The 19273-nt window shown below is 61.1% G+C and carries 19 protein-coding genes and 1 tRNA gene; 9 read left to right on the plus strand and 11 right to left on the minus strand.

Annotated elements, in window-relative coordinates:
- Positions 1–140 precede the first annotated feature (140 nt).
- On the minus strand, positions 141–1199 hold the full coding sequence (locus LRS06_RS11880) for an NAD-dependent epimerase/dehydratase family protein (protein WP_257871694.1): 1059 nt from the start codon (positions 1197–1199) through the stop codon (positions 141–143).
- A 51-nt stretch (positions 1200–1250) separates the two neighbouring features.
- On the opposite strand from LRS06_RS11880, the gene LRS06_RS11885 reads away from it, so the two are divergent.
- Complete coding sequence (locus LRS06_RS11885; protein WP_308239900.1) at positions 1251–2390, plus strand: patatin-like phospholipase family protein; 1140 nt, start codon at positions 1251–1253, stop codon at positions 2388–2390.
- Between the two features lie 8 nt (positions 2391–2398).
- Here the strand turns inward: LRS06_RS11885 and LRS06_RS11890 are convergent, their stop codons facing one another.
- Entirely contained in the window at positions 2399–3175 is a 777-nt protein-coding gene (locus tag LRS06_RS11890) for a DUF475 domain-containing protein (RefSeq protein ID WP_257871695.1), read from the minus strand.
- A 166-nt stretch (positions 3176–3341) separates the two neighbouring features.
- Between LRS06_RS11890 and kbl the strand changes: the two genes are divergently transcribed.
- A complete protein-coding gene (gene kbl / locus LRS06_RS11895) occupies positions 3342–4589 on the plus strand; it encodes a glycine C-acetyltransferase (protein ID WP_257871696.1) in 1248 nt (415 codons plus the stop codon).
- A gap of 80 nt (positions 4590–4669) precedes the next feature.
- Here kbl and cdaA read toward each other — a convergent pair whose 3' ends face one another.
- On the minus strand, positions 4670–5506 hold the full coding sequence (cdaA, locus tag LRS06_RS11900) for a diadenylate cyclase CdaA (RefSeq protein ID WP_257871697.1): 837 nt from the start codon (positions 5504–5506) through the stop codon (positions 4670–4672).
- Positions 5503–6390, minus strand: a complete 888-nt coding sequence (gene folP, locus LRS06_RS11905; RefSeq protein ID WP_257871698.1) for a dihydropteroate synthase — start codon at positions 6388–6390, stop codon at positions 5503–5505. Before folP ends, cdaA begins: the two co-directional genes overlap by 4 nt.
- A gap of 127 nt (positions 6391–6517) precedes the next feature.
- Between folP and LRS06_RS11910 the strand changes: the two genes are divergently transcribed.
- The 6 genes from LRS06_RS11910 to LRS06_RS11935 all read left to right on the plus strand — a co-directional run bounded on the left by LRS06_RS11910 (position 6518) and on the right by LRS06_RS11935 (position 11618).
- Positions 6518–7072, plus strand: a complete 555-nt coding sequence (locus tag LRS06_RS11910) for a DUF1599 domain-containing protein (RefSeq protein ID WP_257871699.1) — start codon at positions 6518–6520, stop codon at positions 7070–7072.
- Between the two features lie 289 nt (positions 7073–7361).
- Positions 7362–8462 (plus strand): BT_3928 family protein, encoded by a 1101-nt coding sequence (locus tag LRS06_RS11915; RefSeq protein WP_257871700.1) that lies wholly within the window; start codon positions 7362–7364, stop codon positions 8460–8462.
- A gap of 118 nt (positions 8463–8580) precedes the next feature.
- Positions 8581–9636 carry an ABC transporter permease gene (locus LRS06_RS11920; RefSeq protein ID WP_257871701.1) on the plus strand — a complete coding sequence of 352 codons (1056 nt, stop codon included), beginning with the start codon at positions 8581–8583 and terminating at the stop codon, positions 9634–9636.
- Between the two features lie 28 nt (positions 9637–9664).
- Entirely contained in the window at positions 9665–10318 is a 654-nt protein-coding gene (locus tag LRS06_RS11925) for an HAD family phosphatase (protein WP_257871702.1), read from the plus strand.
- Positions 10319–10376: 58 nt separating this feature from the next.
- Complete coding sequence (locus tag LRS06_RS11930) at positions 10377–10898, plus strand: shikimate kinase (protein WP_257871703.1); 522 nt, start codon at positions 10377–10379, stop codon at positions 10896–10898.
- Positions 10899–10967: 69 nt separating this feature from the next.
- Positions 10968–11618 carry a sterol desaturase family protein gene (locus LRS06_RS11935; RefSeq protein ID WP_257871704.1) on the plus strand — a complete coding sequence of 217 codons (651 nt, stop codon included), beginning with the start codon at positions 10968–10970 and terminating at the stop codon, positions 11616–11618.
- A 73-nt stretch (positions 11619–11691) separates the two neighbouring features.
- Here the strand turns inward: LRS06_RS11935 and LRS06_RS11940 are convergent, their stop codons facing one another.
- The 5 genes from LRS06_RS11940 to pheS form a co-directional block, all read right to left on the minus strand.
- Entirely contained in the window at positions 11692–11868 is a 177-nt protein-coding gene (locus LRS06_RS11940) for a hypothetical protein (RefSeq protein WP_257871705.1), read from the minus strand.
- 160 nt (positions 11869–12028) lie between these two features.
- Positions 12029–12102, minus strand: a tRNA-Asn gene (locus LRS06_RS11945).
- 96 nt (positions 12103–12198) lie between these two features.
- Entirely contained in the window at positions 12199–12633 is a 435-nt protein-coding gene (locus tag LRS06_RS11950; RefSeq protein ID WP_257871706.1) for a hypothetical protein, read from the minus strand.
- On the minus strand, positions 12620–13504 hold the full coding sequence (locus tag LRS06_RS11955; protein WP_257871707.1) for a 3-hydroxyacyl-CoA dehydrogenase family protein: 885 nt from the start codon (positions 13502–13504) through the stop codon (positions 12620–12622). Before LRS06_RS11955 ends, LRS06_RS11950 begins: the two co-directional genes overlap by 14 nt.
- A gap of 51 nt (positions 13505–13555) precedes the next feature.
- Positions 13556–14593, minus strand: coding sequence for a phenylalanine--tRNA ligase subunit alpha (pheS, locus tag LRS06_RS11960; protein ID WP_257871708.1), 1038 nt, complete (start codon positions 14591–14593; stop codon positions 13556–13558).
- A 232-nt stretch (positions 14594–14825) separates the two neighbouring features.
- Here pheS and LRS06_RS11965 point away from each other — a divergent pair, with 232 nt between their 5' ends.
- Positions 14826–15371, plus strand: coding sequence for a hypothetical protein (locus LRS06_RS11965; protein WP_257871709.1), 546 nt, complete (start codon positions 14826–14828; stop codon positions 15369–15371).
- A gap of 79 nt (positions 15372–15450) precedes the next feature.
- On the opposite strand, the gene LRS06_RS11970 is transcribed toward LRS06_RS11965, so the two are convergent.
- Positions 15451–16728 carry a pitrilysin family protein gene (locus LRS06_RS11970; RefSeq protein WP_257871710.1) on the minus strand — a complete coding sequence of 426 codons (1278 nt, stop codon included), beginning with the start codon at positions 16726–16728 and terminating at the stop codon, positions 15451–15453.
- Positions 16729–16882: 154 nt separating this feature from the next.
- Complete coding sequence (locus tag LRS06_RS11975) at positions 16883–19258, minus strand: TonB-dependent receptor plug domain-containing protein (protein ID WP_257871711.1); 2376 nt, start codon at positions 19256–19258, stop codon at positions 16883–16885.
- Positions 19259–19273: the final 15 nt, after the last annotated feature.

Consider the following 19273-nt stretch of genomic DNA (forward strand, 5'->3'; position numbering starts at 1 on the left):
CGCTGCAGCTTATGGCATGGATAAGCCTACCTGATAACGTGATACCAGGAACGCGGCGGTCAAGCAGAGGTTTTGGGTTCAGTAGCAATAAAAACGCCTCACCGAATGGGTGAGGCGTCACAGTAACAAACCAGACAATTCTACTTCAGCACCACGGCTTCTTTCAGGTGCAGCAGCATGTCGTCGGTCATCTTGTCGAGGTCGTACTGGGGAAGCCAGTTCCAGTCATGGCGGGCCTGGGTGTCATCGATGCTGGCGGGCCAGGAGTCGGCAATCTGCTGGCGCTGGTCGGGGCGGTACGTCACCCGAAAATCGGGAAAGTGGCGCTGAATGCTGGCCGTAATTTCCCGGGGGCTGAAGCTCATGGCGCCCAGGTTATAGGAGCTGCGCACCGTGAGGCTGTCGGCGGGGGCGTGCATCAGGTCGAGGGTGGCCTTCAGCGCGTCGGGCATGTACATCATGGGCAGGTAGGTGTCCTCGGAAAGGAAGCACTCATACGCCTCGCCGGCCACGGCTTTGTGGTAGATGTCCACGGCGTAGTCGGTGGTGCCGCCGCCGGGCAGGCTCTTGTAGCCGATAAGGCCGGGGTAGCGCAGGCTGCGCACATCCAGGCCGTGCTTGCGGAAGTACCACTCGCACCACTGCTCCCCGGCCAGCTTGCTGATGCCGTACACCGTGTTGGGGTTCATGATGGTGAGCTGGGGTGTGTTCTGGCGGGGCGTATCGGGCCCGAACACGGCAATGGAGCTGGGCCAGTACACCTGCTGCACGCCCAGGTCCACGGCCGCGTCGAGCACGTGAAACAGGCCATCCATATTCAGCTGCCAGCCAAACTTGGGGTTCTTCTCGGCTGTGGCCGAGAGCAGCGCGGCCAGGTGGTACACCTGCTTGGGCTTGTACTGTTGGATAACTTCCGTCAGCCGGTTTTTGTCGAGCACGTCCAGCAGCTCAAATGGGCCGGCCTGTTGAATTTCGAGGTCTTTGGGGGCGCGCACGTCGGCGGCTACCACGTGGGAAGCGCCGTAGCGCTGGCGCAGCTCCTGGGTGAGCTCCAGGCCGAGCTGCCCGCCCGCGCCGATAACGAGAATAGTGTCGCCGGGGGGTGGGGGGCGGAGGAAGAAGTAGGCATGCAGGTAACAGGGGAATGGGTGGAGGGCAAAGATACGGACGCGGGTGGGTTGCGTCTTTCTACGGCACATACAACCATCCGGGTAAGGACCGGCTCCTTCCCGTAGCTTCCCGACCTGCTTATGCGCTACCTCTCTTTGTTTCTGGTGTTGCTGCTTGCGCTCCAGCTCCCGGCTCCCGCATCAGCGCAAAGCCCGGAGTCTGCCGCCCGCCCGGTGTACCGCAACCTGGTGATGGAGGGCGGCGGTATTCGGGGCATTGCCTATGGGGGCGCGCTGCAGGAGCTGGAAAACCAAGGCGTACTGGCCGGAATCCAGCGGGTGGGCGGCACCTCGGCCGGGGCCATTCAGGCGGCCTTGCTGGCGGTAGGCTACTCGCCCCAGGAAATCATCGACGTCGTAAACCAAACGCCCGTGCAGCGCCTGAACGACGGGCGTGGGTTGTTTTTCGGGGGCAGCACCCGCCTGATCCGGCAGTACGGCTGGTACCGCGGCGACCAGCTGACCCGCTACCTCACCGAGCTGGTGGCCCGCAAAACCCAGCGCCCCAACCTCACCCTGGCCGAGCTGCATGCCCTAGCCCAGCAGGAGCCGGCCCGCTACCGCGACCTGTACACCACCGGCACCAACCTCACCCGTCAGTGCCGCCAGACGTTCAGCTACGAAACCCACCCCGATATGCGCGTAGCCGATGCCGTGCGCATCAGTATGAGCATTCCGCTGTACTTCCGGGCCGTGCTGCTGGACACCGCCGGCCACGTAGTGCAGCATCCTGCCAAAGACCAGCCGGTGGAAGTGGTGGTAGATGGCGGACTGCTGGCCAACTACCCGCTGGATTTGTTTGACCACCCCCGCTACCGCCCCGGCGCCCTGGCCGGGCTACTGACTGTGACAAGTTCTGTTGTGACAAAGAATGTTGTCACGGCAACAGATGTCACAACGTTCATCAATCCCGAAACGCTGGGGCTGCGCCTCGACCGCGCCGAGCAGGTGGCCTACGACACGCGCCCCGGCGGCCGGCAGCAGTTGGCACCCTACGCGGTGCAGGATTTTCGCTCCTACATCGGGGCACTGTACACAGTAGCCATTGAAAACCTGAACGCACCCCGGCCCGAAGACTGGCCTCGCACCATCAGCATTGACACGCGCGGCTTCAACCCCAAAATCAAGCGGCTATCCACCCCGCAAAAGCAGGAGCTGATGGACAGCGGCCGACAGGGCGTGCAAGCGTTTTTCGACCGGGCCGGCGCCGTGAGACGGTAGCAACCTAGTTACCGCGAAAACCGGCGGTGCTTGGGTACGTTGAAAAAGTAGGAGGTGAGCAGCGGAATCAGGAAGATGGCCACCGTCAGTACGGTCAGGCCCGCGTCGGCGACGTGGCCACCCAGGAAGCGGCTGAAGGCTGAATCGGGCTGGTAATGCTCCACCAACGAGAGCATCAGCTTCAGCCCCAGAATGCCGATGACCAGAAACGCCGAGGTTTCGAGAAACGGGTACTTGGCCATGAGCAGCACAAAGGCCTGGGCCACCAGCCGCATGGCCAGAATCCCGATGAACACGCCCAGGCAGATGAGAATCAGGTTGTCGGTGAAGGCCACCACGGCAAACACGTTGTCGATGGAAAAGGCCAGGTCCATCAGCTCAATCAGGGCCACCGTGGCCCAGAACTGCCCGAACAAGCCCAGCGTATGGCGGTACACCCAGCTTTTCTGCTTGTCGGGGCCCTGGTCATCGTCGGAGCCGCCGTGGTTTCTGGGTTTGAACTGGGCGTAGGCCAGGTACAGCAGGTAAAGGCCGCCGAGGGGCTTCAGAAACCAGAACTCAATCAGAAACGAGGCAAACAGAATGCACAGCCCCCGGAACACGTAGGCCCCGATAATGCCGTAGCGCAAAGCTTTCTGGCGCTGCTCCTTGGGCAGGTCGCCCACCATGGTGGCCAGCACCGCCGCGTTGTCCACGCTCAGCAGGCTTTCGATGATGATGAGGTTGCCCACAATGGCCAGCGCCGCCAGCGGGTTGTCCAGAATTTGTTGGATGTGTACGTTCATGCAGAATGCCAGCAGGGAGAAGCGGACGCTTGATACGGATGAGGCTGCAGAAAGGCTGACAAGCCGGCCAACTGCAAACCTACACTTCGCCGCCGCAATGCCGTACAGAAACCCTGCGTACTTTCGCAGAGCCGCCCACTCATTCACTTATTCGCTTCCTTACCGCATGTACACCACCCTCCAGCCCGACCTCCAGCAGCAGCTCCAGGAAATCAAAGATGCCGGCCTCTACAAGCAGGAGCGCATCATTACCTCGCCCCAGGGCGCCGAAATCGAAACCCAGGAAGCCGGGGAAGTGCTGAACTTCTGCGCCAACAACTACCTGGGGCTGAGTTCCCACCCCGAGGTGATAAAAGCCGCCAAGCAGGCCATTGACACCCACGGCTACGGCATGTCGTCGGTGCGCTTTATCTGCGGCACCCAGGACATTCACAAAGAGCTGGAAAAGAAGCTGGCCGAGTTCCTGGGCACCGAAGACACCATTCTCTACGCCGCCGCCTTCGACGCCAATGGGGGCGTGTTCGAGCCCCTTTTCAACGAGCAGGACGCTATTATCAGTGACGCGCTGAACCACGCCTCCATCATCGACGGGGTGCGCCTGTGCAAGGCCCAGCGCTACCGCTACGCCCACAACGACATGCAGGACCTGGAAGTCCAGCTCCAAGATGCCCAAGCCAAAGGCACCCGCCACCGCATCATCGTCACCGACGGCTCGTTTTCCATGGATGGCACCATCGCCCAACTCGACAAAATCTGCGACCTGGCCGACAAGTACCAGGCCCTGGTAATGATTGACGAGTGCCACTCGATGGGTTTCCTGGGCAAAACCGGCCGCGGCACCCACGAGTACCACAACGCCATGGGCCGCGTCGACATCATCACCGGCACGCTGGGCAAGGCCCTGGGCGGGGCTATGGGCGGCTTCACAAGCGGCCGCAAGGAAATCATCGACATGCTGCGCCAGCGCAGCCGCCCTTACCTGTTCAGCAACACCCTCGCGCCCGCCATTGTAGGCGCCAGCCTGCGCGTGCTGGAACTGCTTACCGAAAGCACCCAGCTTCGCGACCAGCTCGAAGAAAACACCAAGTACTTCCGCGCGGAAATGACCAAAGCCGGCTTCGACATCAAGCCCGGTGAGCACCCTATCGTGCCCGTCATGCTCTACGACGCCAAGCTGGCCCAGGAGTTTGCGGCCAAAATGCTCGAAAAAGGCATTTACGTGGTGGGCTTCTACTTCCCGGTAGTACCGAAGGGCCAAGCCCGCATCCGGGTGCAGCTTTCCGCCGCCCACACCCGCGCCCACCTAGAAAAAGCTGTTGCCGCATTTATCGAGGTAGGCCGGGAGCTGGGTACCCTAAAAGACCGTAGCGCCCAGCAGCCGGAAGGCGGCCAGGTAGTAACGAACACGCCCTAGGCGGTTCTATGGAGCCAGCAGAAAGGCCCGTCAGGAAACTGACGGGCCTTTCTGGTTATATGGCTGCTACTACCGAACTACTACGCGGCAACCTCCGCAGCCGGGGAAGCGGGAGCGGCGGGGCGGGGGGCACCATCGAACAGGAACTCGTTGAGGCGGGCGCGCAGGTCGGCGGGGGCCAGGTTGCGGAACACTTCCCCGCCGCGTACCAAGGAAATCTGGCCGGTTTCCTCGCTCACCACCAGCACCACGGCGTCCGTCACCTCGCTCAGCCCGATGGCGGCGCGGTGGCGCAGACCCATAGAGGCCGGAACATCGGGGTTTTCGCTTACGGGCAGAATGCAGCGGGCCGCCTGTAGCCGGTTGCGGGTGATGATAACGGCCCCGTCGTGCAGGGGCGAAGTCTTATTGAAAATGCTCATCAGCAGCCGCTTGCTGATGGCGGCGTCAATCAGGTCGCCGGAGTCGGCAAAGAACTGCAGGTCGGAGCCCTGGGTGAAGGCAATGAGGGCGCCGGTGTTTTTGCCCGCCAGGCTTTTGGCGGCCTCCACAAAAGGCGTGATGTTCATTTTCTCGGCCGTGGTGTCGCGGCGCCAAGCAAACATGCGCATCCGCTCAAAGGTGGTAGCCTTGCCGATATTGAGCAGAAACCGCCGGATTTCCTGCTGAAACAGGATAATGCTGGCCAGCACGCCCACGCTCATAAACTGCCCTAGAATGGAAGTAAGCAGCTCCATGCCCGCCGCCCGCACCACTAGGTACAGCAGGTAGATGGACATCAGCCCCAGAAAAACCTTGAGGGCCACGCTGCCCGTGAGCAGCTTGTAGAGCTGGTAGAAGAGCACCGTCACCAGCAGCACGTCTACCACGTCCAGCCAGCCGATGCGCAGGAAGCCGAGGGTAAACGAGCCAATCATGGGGAAACGGGAACAGGGTAGGAGTTGCGCACGAGCTGTATGGTCTGCACGGCTTCGGCTACGTCGTGTACGCGTAGCACCCGGGCGCCGTTGAGCAGGGCCATGGTATGGACGGCAATAGTACCGGTGAGGGCTGCATCGGGGGTAAGGCCGAGGGGCTTGTACACCATCGATTTGCGCGAGACGCCCACCAGCAGCGGAAGGCCCAGCAGCTGTAGCTCGGGCAGGCGCCGCAGCAGCTCGTAGCCTTGCTGCGGGGTTTTGGCAAAGCCGAAGCCAGGGTCCAGCAGCACGTCCACTACGCCGGCAGCCCGCAGCGCCGCCAGCCGGCCCCGGAAAAAGCGCACTATCTCCAGCACCAAGTCGTGGGCGTAGTGCGTGTGCTGGGTCATGGTTTGGGGGGTGCCGCGCAGGTGCATCAGCACGTAGGGCACGCCCAGCCGGCCGGCCGTCGCCAGCAGCTCCTCGTCCAGGGTGCCCGCGCTGATGTCGTTGAGAATGTCGGCGCCCAGCGCTACGGCCTCGGTGGCTACCCCGGCCCGGAAGGTGTCTACAGACAGAAACGCCTCGGGAAAGGCCGCACGCACGGCCTGAAGGGCGGGCAGCACGCGGCGCTTTTCCTCGTCTTCGGGTACCTCGGGAGCACCGGGGCGGGTGCTGTAGCCGCCCAGGTCGAGAATGGTGGCTCCGGCCTGCAGCATGGTTTCGGCCCGGCGCAGCAGCTCGTCGGTGGCTTGTAAGCGGCTACCCTGGTAGAAGGAGTCGGGGGTGAGGTTGAGGATGCCCATCACCTGGGGGCGGCGCAAATCGAGCACGCGGCCGCGGGGGCAACGCAGGGTTTGCCTGGCCGAAAAGCACGTATCTTGCGCAGCTGTGAGGGTCATGAGAGCACGAAAGTGTGAGCCGGGCCGCCGCGCAGGCGGCCTGCCGCAAAGGTGAGGTATTCGCCCGAAACGACGCCGCCGGCAACGCCCGGAATGGTCCGAAGTTTTTAAATCTAGCCTGAAAATCTTGCACAACCAAACCCAGCACGAGTACGACCAGGTAATCAGCCAGTGCCGCGCGCTGTTTCTGGCCAAGACGCACGACTACGGCACGGCCTGGCGTATTCTGCGCCTGCCTTCCGTCACCGACCAGCTCTACATCAAGGCCCAGCGCATCCGCTCCATCCAGGAAAAAGGCACCCAGCTGGTCGACGAAGGCATCGAAGGCGAGTTCGTGGCCATTGTGAACTACTGCCTGATTGCGCTGATGCAGCTGCGCCTGCCCGCCGACGCGCCCCTGGAGCTGGACCCTAACGACGTGACGGCCGCCTACGACCACGAGGTAGACCTCACACGCCAGCTGCTGTTTGCCAAAAACCACGACTACGGCGAGGCCTGGCGCCAGATGCGCATCGAAAGCATTACCGACATCATCCTGATGAAGCTGCACCGCACCAAGCAGATTGAAGATTTGCAGGGCCGCACGCGTGTGTCGGAAGGGGTGGAGGCCAATTACCGCGACATGCTCAACTACGCCGTATTCTGTTTGATAAAAATGGGTCTTGGGGGCTTGGGGTCTTAGGGTCTTGGTTTTTGTGCTGGTGTAGGGTGCGGGGCTTGCCCCCGCCCGTCGTTGAACGATAGATGGAGGAATATTTCAACGTCGTGCGGAGTAAGCCCCGCACCCTACAGCGTTTCCTTCTCCACTGAGTATAGGCTCCTGAAGTATGGGCTTGGTGGATGTTTTGGCGTACTTTGCCCCGGAAATTTTGCCTTTTATTGGGGATGCCCTGGAACACATACCGCGTGTGAGTAGTATGCGCATCGGGCTGCTGCCCAACCCAAGACCCTAAGACCCCAAGATCTTAACCATGAGACAACTCACGCGCATTTGCTGGCTGCTGCTGGGGGTGCTGTTTATTTTTTCGGGGCTGATCAAGCTCAACGACCCCGTGGGCACGGCCATCAAGCTGGAAGAGTACTTCGAGGTATTTGCGGTGGATTTCGGGCAGTTCTTCCTGGCCTTCAAGCCGCATGCCCGCTTGATTTCGCTCGTGCTTAGCTCCCTGGAAGTTATTCTGGGGGTGGCTTTGTTGCTGCGCTGGCACCTGCGCAAAACCCTCTGGACGCTGCTGGTGCTGCTGGTGTTCTTCACTTTCCTGACGTTCTACTCGGCCGCGTTCAACAAGGTAACCGACTGCGGCTGCTTTGGCGACTTCATCAAGCTCACGCCCTGGCAGTCGTTCAGCAAGGATGTGCTGCTGCTGGTGCTGTGGGCCGTGGTGTTCTTCAACCAGAAGCACCTGCGGCGCGTGTTTGCCAAGGGCACGCTGGGCGTAGTCTATATCACCGTGACGGCGTCGGTAGCCATTGGTATTGGCGTGTACGCGCTGGGCCACCTGCCATACTTTGATTTCCTGCCCTATAAAGTCGGCAACGACATCGGCAAGCTCATGAAGCCCTCGGCGCCGCTGCGCTACAAGTACATCATGGAGCGCGGGGGCCAGAGCCAGGAGTTTACCGAGTACCCCACCGATACCACCTGGAAGTTCAAGCAGATGGTGACGCTGAACCCGGAGGCCGCGCCCAAAATCACGGATTTCCGGGTGTGGAACGACGAGGGCGACTTCACTCCGCAGATTCTGAAGGGCAACAAGCTGCTGCTCATTGTGCAGAACACCGATAAAGCCGACCGGGACCGGTTCGTCGTCATCAACCAGCTGGTGCAGTCGGTAGACTCCTCGCGCAAGAAAACCGAATTTCTGGTGGTCACCAGCAGCAGCCCGGCTGAGTTCGATGCCTTCCGCCACGAGGTAAACCTGGCCGCCCCGTTCTACTACGCCGACGCGACCGTGCTCAAAACCATGATTCGCTCCAACCCGGGCTTTATCCTGCTCAAGGACGGCGTGGTGAAAGGCAAGTTCCACTACCACGACATCCCCAGCCGCGCCAAAGTAGAGGAGTTGTTGTAAAAGGGTCTTGGGGTCTTGGGGACTTAGGGTCTTGGTTTCTGTTCTAACAAGCACGCTTCGTTGAACGTCAAACCAAGACCCCAAGTCCCTCAGTCCCCAAGTCCCCAATCTTGAAACCATGATTGGATTTCTTTTTCGGCGGGTGTGGCAGGGGGCGCTGGTGCTGGTGGGCGTGGCCCTCACGGTGTTTTTCCTGTTTAACGTGCTGCCCGGCGACCCGGTAGCCTTGCTGGCCGGTCAACGCTCCGATGCCGCTACCCGCGCCGCCATTGCCGCCGACCTGGGCCTCGACCAGCCGCTACCCCTGCAACTGGCCGGCTACCTCAACGACGTGTCGCCGCTGGGGCTGCACCCGCGCGACTCGGCGGGCGTGGCCAAGTACGGCGGCGTGGCCCTGCTGCCGCTGGGCAAGCAGGCCGTAGTGCTGAAGAAGCCTTACCTGCGCCGCTCGTTTCAAAGCAACAAGGAAGTGCTCAGCATCCTGGCCGACCACTTCACCGGCACGCTATGGCTGGCGCTGGCGGCTATGGCTCTTGCTGCTTCGGTAGGTATTGCGCTGGGCATTGTGGCTGCCCTGCACCCGCACTCCTGGCTCGACCGCGCCCTGATTTCGGTGTCGGTGCTGGGTATTTCGGTGCCTTCGTTTGTGGCCGCCATCCTCATTGCCATGACGTTCGGCTTCTACTGGAGCCACTGGACCGGCCTTAACCTCACCGGGCAGCTCTACGAAACCGACCCGTTCATGGGCCGCCACCTGGCACTGCGCAACCTGCTGCTGCCGGCTTTTGCGCTGGGCATCCGGCCGCTGGCGGTTATTGTGCAGCTCACGCGCAGTTCTATGCTGGAGGTAATGAGCCAGGACTACATTCGTACGGCCCGGGCCAAGGGCCTCTCCGGTTATGGCGTAGTGGTGGGCCATGCCCTGCGCAATGCCCTCAACCCGGTAGTTACGGCCGTCTCGGGCTGGCTGGCTTCGCTCATGGCGGGTGCGTTTTTCATCGAATACATCTTCAACTGGAAAGGCCTGGGCACCGTCACGCTACGGGCCGTCGAGAACCTCGATTTCCCGGTGGTAATGGGCGCTACCATCTTTATTGCGGCCCTGTTTGTGCTGGTGAATATTGTGGTGGACGTGCTTTATGCGGTGCTGGACCCCCGCGTGAAGCTGAGCTAGCCGGGTTTTCTTTCCTTACCTACTCCTGATGAAGGCATTTATTTTCGACCTCAACGGCACCATGATCCACGATATGGACTACCATACCCGGGCCTGGCAGGCGTTGCTGAATGAGGAGTTGGGCGGTTCCTTCACCTGGGAAGAAGTAAAGCCACAGATGTACGGCAAAAACCAGGAAGTGCTGGTGCGTATGCTGGGCGAGGGCCGCCTCACCGACGAAGAGATGCAGCGCCTCTCCCTGCAAAAGGAGCGGCGCTACCAAGCAGAATACCGCCCGCATCTGGCCCTTTTGCCCGGTCTGCCGGAGTTTCTGGAAAAGGCCCACCAGCGGCAAATACCTATGGCCATTGGCTCGGCAGCTATTCCATTCAATATCGACTTCGTGCTCGACACGCTGGGTATCCGGCATTACTTCAGCGCCATCGTCAGTGCCGACGACGTCACGCAGAGCAAGCCCCACCCCGAAACGTTTCTGCAGGCCGCCGCGCAGCTCGGCGTGGCCCCGGCCAATTGCTTGGTATTCGAAGACGTGCCAAAAGGGGCCGAAGCGGCGCTGAACGCGGGTATGCCAGCCATTATCCTCACCACTACCCACCAGATAGAGGAGTTCAGGCACCTGCCCAACATCCGGCACTTCGCAGCCGATTTCCAGGACAACTTCGTGCAGGAGTTGGTAAGGTAATCAGCTGCCGGCCGCGCGCGTATCTTGCCGCTTCGCATCACCTTTCACCTTTTTGCCTATGCGCCTGTTTCTGATTGGTATGCCCGGAGCCGGCAAAACCACCCTGGGCCGCGCCCTGGCTTTGCGCGGCGGCCTGCCGTTCCTGGACCTGGACGAGGAAATTGTGCGGCAGGAGCAGCGCAGTGTGGCCGAAATCTTTGCAGCGGAAGGCGAAGCATATTTCCGGGCAGTAGAAGCGAGCCTAGTGCGTCAGTTGATTGAGACACATCCGCGGCTGGTGCTGGCTACCGGAGGCGGGGCGCCCTGTTTCCATGATACCATGGATGCGCTGCTGGCCTCAGGCATCACTGTATGGCTGGATGTGCCGGTACCGGAGCTGGTGGCGCGCCTGCATCGGGCCGCAGCTGCCCGGCCCCTGCTGGCCGCCCTGCCCGATGAGCAAGCCCTGAAACAGCGCCTCACCGAAACCATAGCGGCCCGCAGCGGGTTTTACAGCCGGGCCGCGCTTCGTTGCGCGTCCCCGGCCTGCACACCTGATGCGTTGTGGGCCCTCGTGCAGCGCTACGTGGCCACGGCTTAATACAGTAGCCCGATGCACGTTTGCGGGTTGATGGTTACTTTTGCGTTTTGAATCATTCTTTGCAGTACCATGGAACAGAAAGCTGCCCCAACCTCGGGACAACTGCATAAACCCAAACACAAAGGCTCGGCCCAGCTGTTCGAGAATCCTGTGCTGGAGCGCCTCACGCATACCCATATAGCCGCACCGCTCAGCATTTTCTTCGGTGTAGCGGCGGTGAGCCTGTATTACAGCCTTAGCCGCGGCCTGCTCACGGGGCTGGCGGCTTTCGGGCTGTTTCTGGCGGGGTGGTTTGCCTTCACGCTGGTAGAGTATCTGATGCACCGCTTCCTCTACCATATTAAGCCCAGCACCCCGGGCCGGGCCAAGTTTCAGTACACCATGCATGGCGTCCACCATGAGTTCCCGAAAGACAAGACGCGACTGGCCATGCCTCCCATCGTAACGGTATTTGTGGCGTCGCTGCTGTTCTTCATCTTCTACTTCGTGTTCGGCAACGCGGGCTTCGGTATTCTGGCCGGTTTCGTGTTCGGCTACGCGCTGTACCTGTTTGTGCACTATTCCATCCACGTGTACTCGCCGCCCAAAAACTTTCTGAAATTCTGGTGGCATCACCACGCCCAGCACCACTACCGGCAGGATGAGGTGGCTTTCGGGGTATCCACCACGCTTTGGGACCACATCGTCGGCACCATGCCCGAGAGTCGCAAAGCCGGGTAAATGATTGATTGGGATTTGATACAAAAAGGCAGCCCATGGGCTGCCTTTTTTGTGGGAAGGAAATGTCGGCAGGCTACCGGCGGCGCACCTTGCCCAGAATCCACCAGATCAGCAGAATTATCAGCACTACACCAATGACACCGGTTAAGGCCCCCGCCTTGAAGATGTCACCGATAACGTCACAGCTACTCAGCGAGAAGGTAAGCAGCACGAGCAGGCTCATGGCCAGTATTGAGCGGAAAGAGTTCATAGGGAAAGTGTTTCGGAAGAGAGGAAAGAGTCAGGCGGCTGTCAGAATAAGCACCTGCTCTGTTTGATACTGTCCTTAAGCCCGAAAAGTTGACTTATGCCTTCCTAGGTACTATCCAAATGCAAAAAGCCTATCGTTTCCGATAGGCTTTTTGTTTGTGCGCTCCCTCCTGGGCTCGAACCAGGGACCCTCTGATTAACAGTCAGATGCTCTAACCGGCTGAGCTAAGGAAGCGGTTATGGCGACATTTATCTGTCGTTGCGGGTGCAATATTAGGCTAGATTCTGGCTTTGTGCAAGGATTCTACCGAAATATTTTTCGCGTAGCAGGCTAGTTTGTGATTGTCAGGAGGTTGCCCGCCAAGGCTGTGCTGTACTGCCGCAGTGCCCGAGGCGCCGGACCGCCCTGCACCATGCCCTGCAAGTCGAACTGGGAGTTGCAGCACTTATCTATGAGGAACAGCCGGGAGGCATCAATTTCCACCCGGGCGCAGTCGTCGTAGGGGCGGTAAGGACAGTTGCGCTCAAAGGCCAGGTAGGAGGTAGCACTGCGACGTACCACAATCAGGCCGCGCACGCCGCCATTGTGGTAGACCATGCCACCATCAAAGCGCAAGGCTGTGTATTCCTGGTTGGTGAGGGGCAGGACTTCGTTGACGACGGCCAGCGGAATCTGCGGCTGTGCATCGTTGCCCGAGTCGCTGCAAGCTGCCAGTAGAGGCAACAGGGCCACAGTAGCACCGCACCAGAGGTTACGAGTAGTCATAGAATCCTTTGCCGGTTTTACGGCCGTGGTGGCCAGCGTCTACTTTCTGCTGCTGTATACGGCTGGGCCGAAATTTAGCGTCGTAATGAAAGGCCTCGTACATGGCCGACGTCACGGAGAAGTTGGTGTCTACCCCAATCAAGTCCATCAGCCGGAACGGGCCCATGCGAAACCCAGTGGCTTCCAGCAGCTCGTCGATTACCTCCAGGGGCGCCACCTGCTCTTCCGCAATCTTCAGCCCCTCCACGTAAAAGTGCCGGGCCACGCGGTTCACGATAAAGCCGGGCGCATCGGCCGCGTACACTGGCGTTTTGCCGAGCTGCAGCGCCAGCTGATACACCGTTTCGGCCACCGCGGCACTCGTGGCGGCGCCCTTGATTATCTCCACCAGCGGCATCAGCGGGGCGGGGTTGAAAAAGTGCATCCCTACCACTCGCTCCGGGTGCTGGATGGGCGCCGCCAGCCGCGTGATAGGCAGCGACGAGGTATTGGAAGCCAGAATCGTAGTGGGCGCGTTGAGCACGGCCAGCTCCCGGAAGAGCTGATGCTTCACGCTGAGCTTTTCCACTACCGCCTCAATAATCAGCTCAGCCTGCACAGTAGAAAGGTCGGTGGTGAGCCGCAGGCGGGCCAGAGCTGCTTCCTGCTCTGGCCCCGTCAGGCGGCCTTTTTCCACCAGCTTGCCCAGGCCCGCCGTAATGGCGAGCTGAGCTTTCCTCAGCATTTCTTCGTTGATATCGAAGAGCACCGTGGCAAAGCCGTGCTGCACGCACACCTGCGCAATACCCAGGCCCATGGTGCCGGCCCCCACAATGCCAATGGTGCGGATAGCAGTCTGCAAAGCAGAGCTGGTGGGCTGTTCGTTAGCCATGCGGTTGATCTAGGGAGAAAAAGTCAGGTTTAGACGAAAAAGCCCGCTGCTTTATTGTACGCCCTCAAACTGGCGCAGGAAGCGCGTGTCGTTTTCGGTGAACAGGCGCAGGTCCTTGATCTGGTACTTAAGCATGGTAATCCGCTCAATGCCCATGCCCCAGGCGTAGCCCGAGTAGCGCTCCGGGTCGATGCCGGATTGCTCCAGCACGGCGGGGTCCACCATGCCGCAGCCGCCGATTTCCACCCAGCCGGTGCCTTTGCAGATGTTGCAGCCCTTGCCCTTGCAAATCAGGCAGGTGATGTCGATTTCGGCGCTGGGCTCGGTGAAGGGGAAGAACGAGGGGCGGAAGCGTACCTGCATATCCTGTCCAAACAGCTCCTGCACGAAATAGTATACGGTCTGCTTCAGGTCGGCGAAGCTCACGTTTTCGTCTACAAACAGGGCCTCTACCTGATGGAACATCATGTGGGCGCGCGCCGAAATGGCTTCGTTGCGGTACACGCGGCCGGGCATAATGCTGCGGATAGGCGGCTTCTGGGCCTGCATCACGCGCACCTGCACCGGGCTGGTGTGCGTGCGCAGTACCCACTCGGCCTCACCGGGCGTGCGGTGCACGAAAAACGTGTCCTGCATGTCGCGGGCCGGGTGGTTTTCGGGAAAGTTCAGGGCTGTGAAGTTGTGCCAGTCATCCTCAATTTCGGGTCCCTCGGCCACATTGAAACCGATACGGGCCAGAATGCGCACAATTTCCTCACGCACCAGGCTCAGCGGGTGGCGGGTGCCCAGGGCCTGCGGAACGGTCGGCAGAGTATAGTCGAACGTAGGATCGGCCGGGGCGTTGGCGGAAGCGGCTTCCAGTTCCTGCTGGCGCTGCTCGAACTTCTGCTGGGCGTGCTGCTTGAGCTGGTTGAGCTGCTGGCCCACCGACCGACGCTGCTCGGGCGCCACGGTTTTCAACTGGTCAAACAAGTCGGCCAGCTGGCCTTTGCGGCCGGTGAAAGCCACGCGGAACTGTTCCAGCTGCTCGGCGGTGCTGATATCGAAGGCGTCGATGGCGGCCTGTAGATGAGTGATAGTCTCCTGCATAGTAGGGCAAAGGTACGCGCTGGCCCTGAAGTCTTCACGCCCCCTGCGGTACCCAGGCAAGAGAGAAAATAGTTGTTTCAAGAAAAGAAGAAAGCCGCTGGCGGAACCCCCTGAAAGGCCGTAATGTTGCAGCGCCAAGATTCTCAGGAGGCTGATTGCACCAATCGGCCGTTTTTTTCGTACTGGCTTCAGACTAACCGCGTTTCAACTTCTACATTTCTTCTCTCTTGTCATGCAGCGTTCCTTCTCAACATACTTTGTAGTAGCAGCTGTGCTGGCTGGTTCGCCGGCGCTGGCGCAGAAAACTACGGCGGCCAAGCCCGCCGCGGCTCCGGCCGCAACAGCCACGGCCGCGCCCGCCGATACGGCCCGTAAAGCTGCCACCGGCGGCGACTGGGGCGCAGTCGGCGGCGGGGGCGGTACCCAATCGATGAACCAGACGGAGGGCATGCAGATTGCTCCCGGTTTCACGGCCGCGCCCTCCATGCGCGTGTCTACCGACTACCAGGGCCGCCCTTTGGGTAAATACGTTCGTCGTCGCAGAAGTGAGCCGGATCCGGTTCCGGCGCCTGCTCCGGCCTACGTAGAGCCTGCCCCAGCCCCGGAGCCCGAGCCGGTAGCTGAAGTTGCGCCGGCTACTACTACCGCCAGCCTGACCTCGGCGAAGAAAACCACTACGACCACCACGAAGAAAGCCACCACGCCCGCTAAGAAAGCTACCACGCCCGCCAAGAAGAAGGTGGATGATGGCTGGGGTTCCAGTGGCAGCGGCTGGTAAGCTCCTGCCCGGTAAATAGCACATAAAAAAGCCTGTTCAACTTAGTTGAACAGGCTTTTTTATGTGGCGGAATGTGAGCTTACGCCTCGGCGGCTTCCAGTAGCTCAGGCGCCGGGGCAGTGGCCTGCGCCCGGTAATACAGGGTAGTGCTGTTTTCGGGCCGCAAGACTTCCTGGGCCGCCGCCAGCACGCCGGCGGCCGTTACGGCCTGCACGCGGGCACTTTCCTCGTTTACCAGGTTGGTATTGCCCATGAGCTTGCAGAAGGCCAGGTTCATGGCGCGGTTCAGCAGCTCAATCTCACTGAACACAATGCTGGCTTCGGCCTGGTTTTTTACTTTCTCCAGCTCCTCAGGAGGCACCGGCTGGGTGCGCAGCTCTTCTATCACCTGGCGCACGGCCGCATCGGCCGCTTCCGGCTCTACGCCCGCATTCAGCTTGCCGCTGATGACCAGCAGCCCGGGCTCCAGGGAACCGATAACGGAGGCCGAAATAGAGTTGAACAGCGGCTGCCCCTTTACCAAGCGCTGATAGAGCCGGCTCGACTTACCCCGGCCCAGCACGTCGCTCATCAGGTCCACGGTGTAGTAGGCCTCGTCGACACGGGAGGGCATGTGGTACACCTGATAAAAGGCCGATACGGGCACGTCGGCCGTGATGTCGAGGTGGCGGGCCTGGGTCTGGCGCGGTTCCTGGGGCAGCTGCCGCACGTAGGGCGCGCCGCCCGGAATGGGGCCAAACCACTTTTCGGCCAGTCGCTCGGCCTCAGCCCGCGTTACGGCACCGGCCACTACCAGCACGGCGTTCTGCGGGGCGTAGTGCTTCTGAAAAAAGGCCCGCACATCGTCCATTACGGCGTTTTCGATGTGACTGATTTCCTTGCCGATGGTAGCCCAGCTGTAAGGGTGCGTCTGGTAGGCGAGGGGGCGCAGCTTCAGCCATACGTCGCCGTAGGGCTGGTTGAGGTAGTTCTGCTTGAACTCTTCCACTACCACCTTGCGCTGCACTTCCAGCCCGTTTTCGGAGAAAGCCAGGCTCAGCATCCGGTCCGACTCCAGCCAGAAGCCGGTTTCGATGTTGGCCGCCGGCAGGGTGAGGTAGTAGTTGGTGATGTCGGGCGAGGTGAAGGCGTTGTTCTCGCCGCCCACCATTTGCAGGGGCTCGTCGTAGCTGGGAATGTTGACGGAGCCCGAGAACATCAGGTGCTCGAACAGGTGCGCGAAGCCGGTATGCGCGGGGTCTTCGTCGCGGGAGCCCACGTTGTAAAGCACGTTGAGCACGGCCATGGGCGTGCTGTGGTCTTCGTGCACAATGCAGCGCAGGCCGTTGGCAAGGGTAAATTCTTCGAACTGAATCATAGGGAAAGACAGGGCAACAGGTGGGCTATGGCCGCAATAACCGGCAGCCGCAACGGGAAGTTTCTGGGAAATTCTGGATGAAGAATTATGAATTCTGAATTGAGAATTATGAATTGGCAGAACCCGCCCGCACCCAGGGCGTAGCCATTCTCAATTAAAGTGTGGCTTGTACGCCCAGCAGGATGGTGCGGGCGGTAGGGTAAGTAGCGTCGTCGAGGCCGGCTTGCCTGGCATCGGCGCCGGCACTGCTGATGTTGGGGTCATAGCCGCGGTACTTGGACAGCACCAGCAGGTTGTGGGCGCCCAGCCAGAGCGCGAGGCTGCGGCGGTCCTGCTCCCAGAGCTTGTACCGGGCCGTGAGGGCCGTCAGGCGTACGTGGTTGCCCGGCTGCAGGGTGTAGGAGCTGAGTGCTGGCAAGACGCGTTGCCCGGCGCCGGGAACAGCAGCGTTTGGATTATCGGGCGTCCAACGGTCAAGCAGGCGGGTGCTGCTATTGCCCCCTACATCCGCCACATCCAGGAAGCGTAGTGGTACATTGTTCACATAGTGGCCCAGCATGGCATCGGCCTGCAGCTCTAGGCTGAAGCGGCGGTAGCTTGCTCGCTGGCTAAGGGAGAGTAGTTGCTTGGGTAAGCCGCTGCCCAGATAGTCAAGATCGGGGTAGCCGTTGTCGTCCGTGTCGCGGAAGCGGGCTGCGCCGGTGGCGGGGTCTACACCTAAATAGGTAGGGCCGCGCCAGCCTCCCAACGAGTGCCCGTCTAAGGTTGCACTACCGGTAGGGAGTGTGAACTGCAGATACTCACTCTGGAAGCGGCTGTGGTTGAGGCTGCCCGCCAGGCGCGTACTGGCGGCCACGGCTCCCCACCGCCAGGAGTGACCTACAGTTAGCTCCAGGCCCTGGCTGCGCACTGCCGTGTTCACGGATGTGCTGCTGCCGGTAAGGCCGGGATTAAACAACAACATGGTGCGCCGCTGATAGGCTTCCACGGTTACATCAAAGCCGCCAGCTACCAGGCACAGCCCGGCATCTACGTGTTGCTGTTGCTGCTGATAGAAAAGCGAGCCGCCGCCGGTAATATTCGTCGTCAGACTAAATCCATCGGGACGCACCCGGCTCCACCCCGCCCACACATCCAGGGTCTGTACCCGCCCGCCTTCTTTAAGGAAGCTTTCCTCGGCTGCGTGCCAGCGCAGCTGGGCGCCGGGTTGCAGCTCCCACCGGTCATTCGGCGCAAACCGACTGCTGGCATCCCGGCGCAGGGTGGCGCGGGCTTCGTAGCGGCCCGCGAAAACGTATTGGGCCGTGGCCTGCGCAGCCCGCAGCGACGATTCGGCCCGCATACCGCTGGTAGCTAGGTAAGGAGGCAGCTCTGTGCGGGTATCCGAGCGGTACTTGAAATTCTGACCTTGTATGCCCAGGCTGGCCTGCACTTGGTGCTGCCCCCAGGTGTGGGCATAGCGCAGGGTGGGCAGCAGCGCCACCTGCTGGAAACGGTTGGTTTGCTCGGTTCGGCTGCCCTTAATAGAAGGGTCAAAGTGAAGACGCTGTTGAACAAACTGCTGCCGTGTGATTTCCAGGGACACCGGCACATCCAGCGCAAAGCCACCGCCGATGCGCCACAAGGCCCGCACCCGTGCCAGGGCCACCGTTTGCCGTAACTGTTGGTAGTCTTGTTTCGTGAGCTGCACGGGGTTGCGCATGTCCACCGGCCCAGAGGTTGTCGTAAATTCTCCGTTGGCGTCGCGCACGGGGACGGTGGGACGGGCATAGAGAGCCGCTCTGCTGGCAAAAGGTGAATACTGCTGCTCCAGTTGCTGGAAGCTGCCGCCAGCTTCCAGGCGCAGGCGGCCGCCTAGGTCCTGGGTGAGGGTGGCGCGCAGGCCGTAGCGCTTGAGGTAGCTGTTCTCTACTATGCCCTGCTGATTGAGGTAGTTGGCGGCCACGTAGTAGCCGGTGCTGTCGGGGTGGCCCTGCAGGCTGAGGTGGTGGCTTTGCAGGGCGGCCGGGCGCGTAATTTCCCGCTGCCAGTCGGTGCCCCGGCCGAAGCCGGCTACCTGGGTGGCGGAGTAGGGTGGGATTCGGCCCTCAGTAAGGGCTGTTTCGTTGGCCAGCTGCGCGTACTCCTGGGCATTCAGCAGCTCGTAGCGGTTGCGGATAGTCTGCACGCCCCCGTAGCCCTGGTATTGCAGCAGGGGCTTGCCCGGGTTCCGGCCCCGGCGGGTGGTGATGCGGATAACCCCATCGGTGCCCTGCTGCCCGTAGAGGGCCGTTTCGTAGGCTCCTTTCAGCACTTCGATGGTTTCGATTTCCTCGGCCGGAATGCTGAGCAGCGGGTTCAGGCCGCTGAACTGCGGGCCGTACTCTTCGTCGGTGCGCTGAAACTGCGGCACTCCATCCACCACGTACAGCGGATGCACCACATTGGCCAGGTTAGCCGCCCCCCGGATACGCACCACCATCGGCGCGCCCGGCACGCCGGAGTAGGGCGTTACCTGCACCCCGGCTACTTGGCGAAGGTGTTCCTGCACGGGGAGGCAGGAATT

This window comes from Hymenobacter sp. J193 (assembly GCF_024700075.1).
Classification (GTDB): domain Bacteria; phylum Bacteroidota; class Bacteroidia; order Cytophagales; family Hymenobacteraceae; genus Hymenobacter.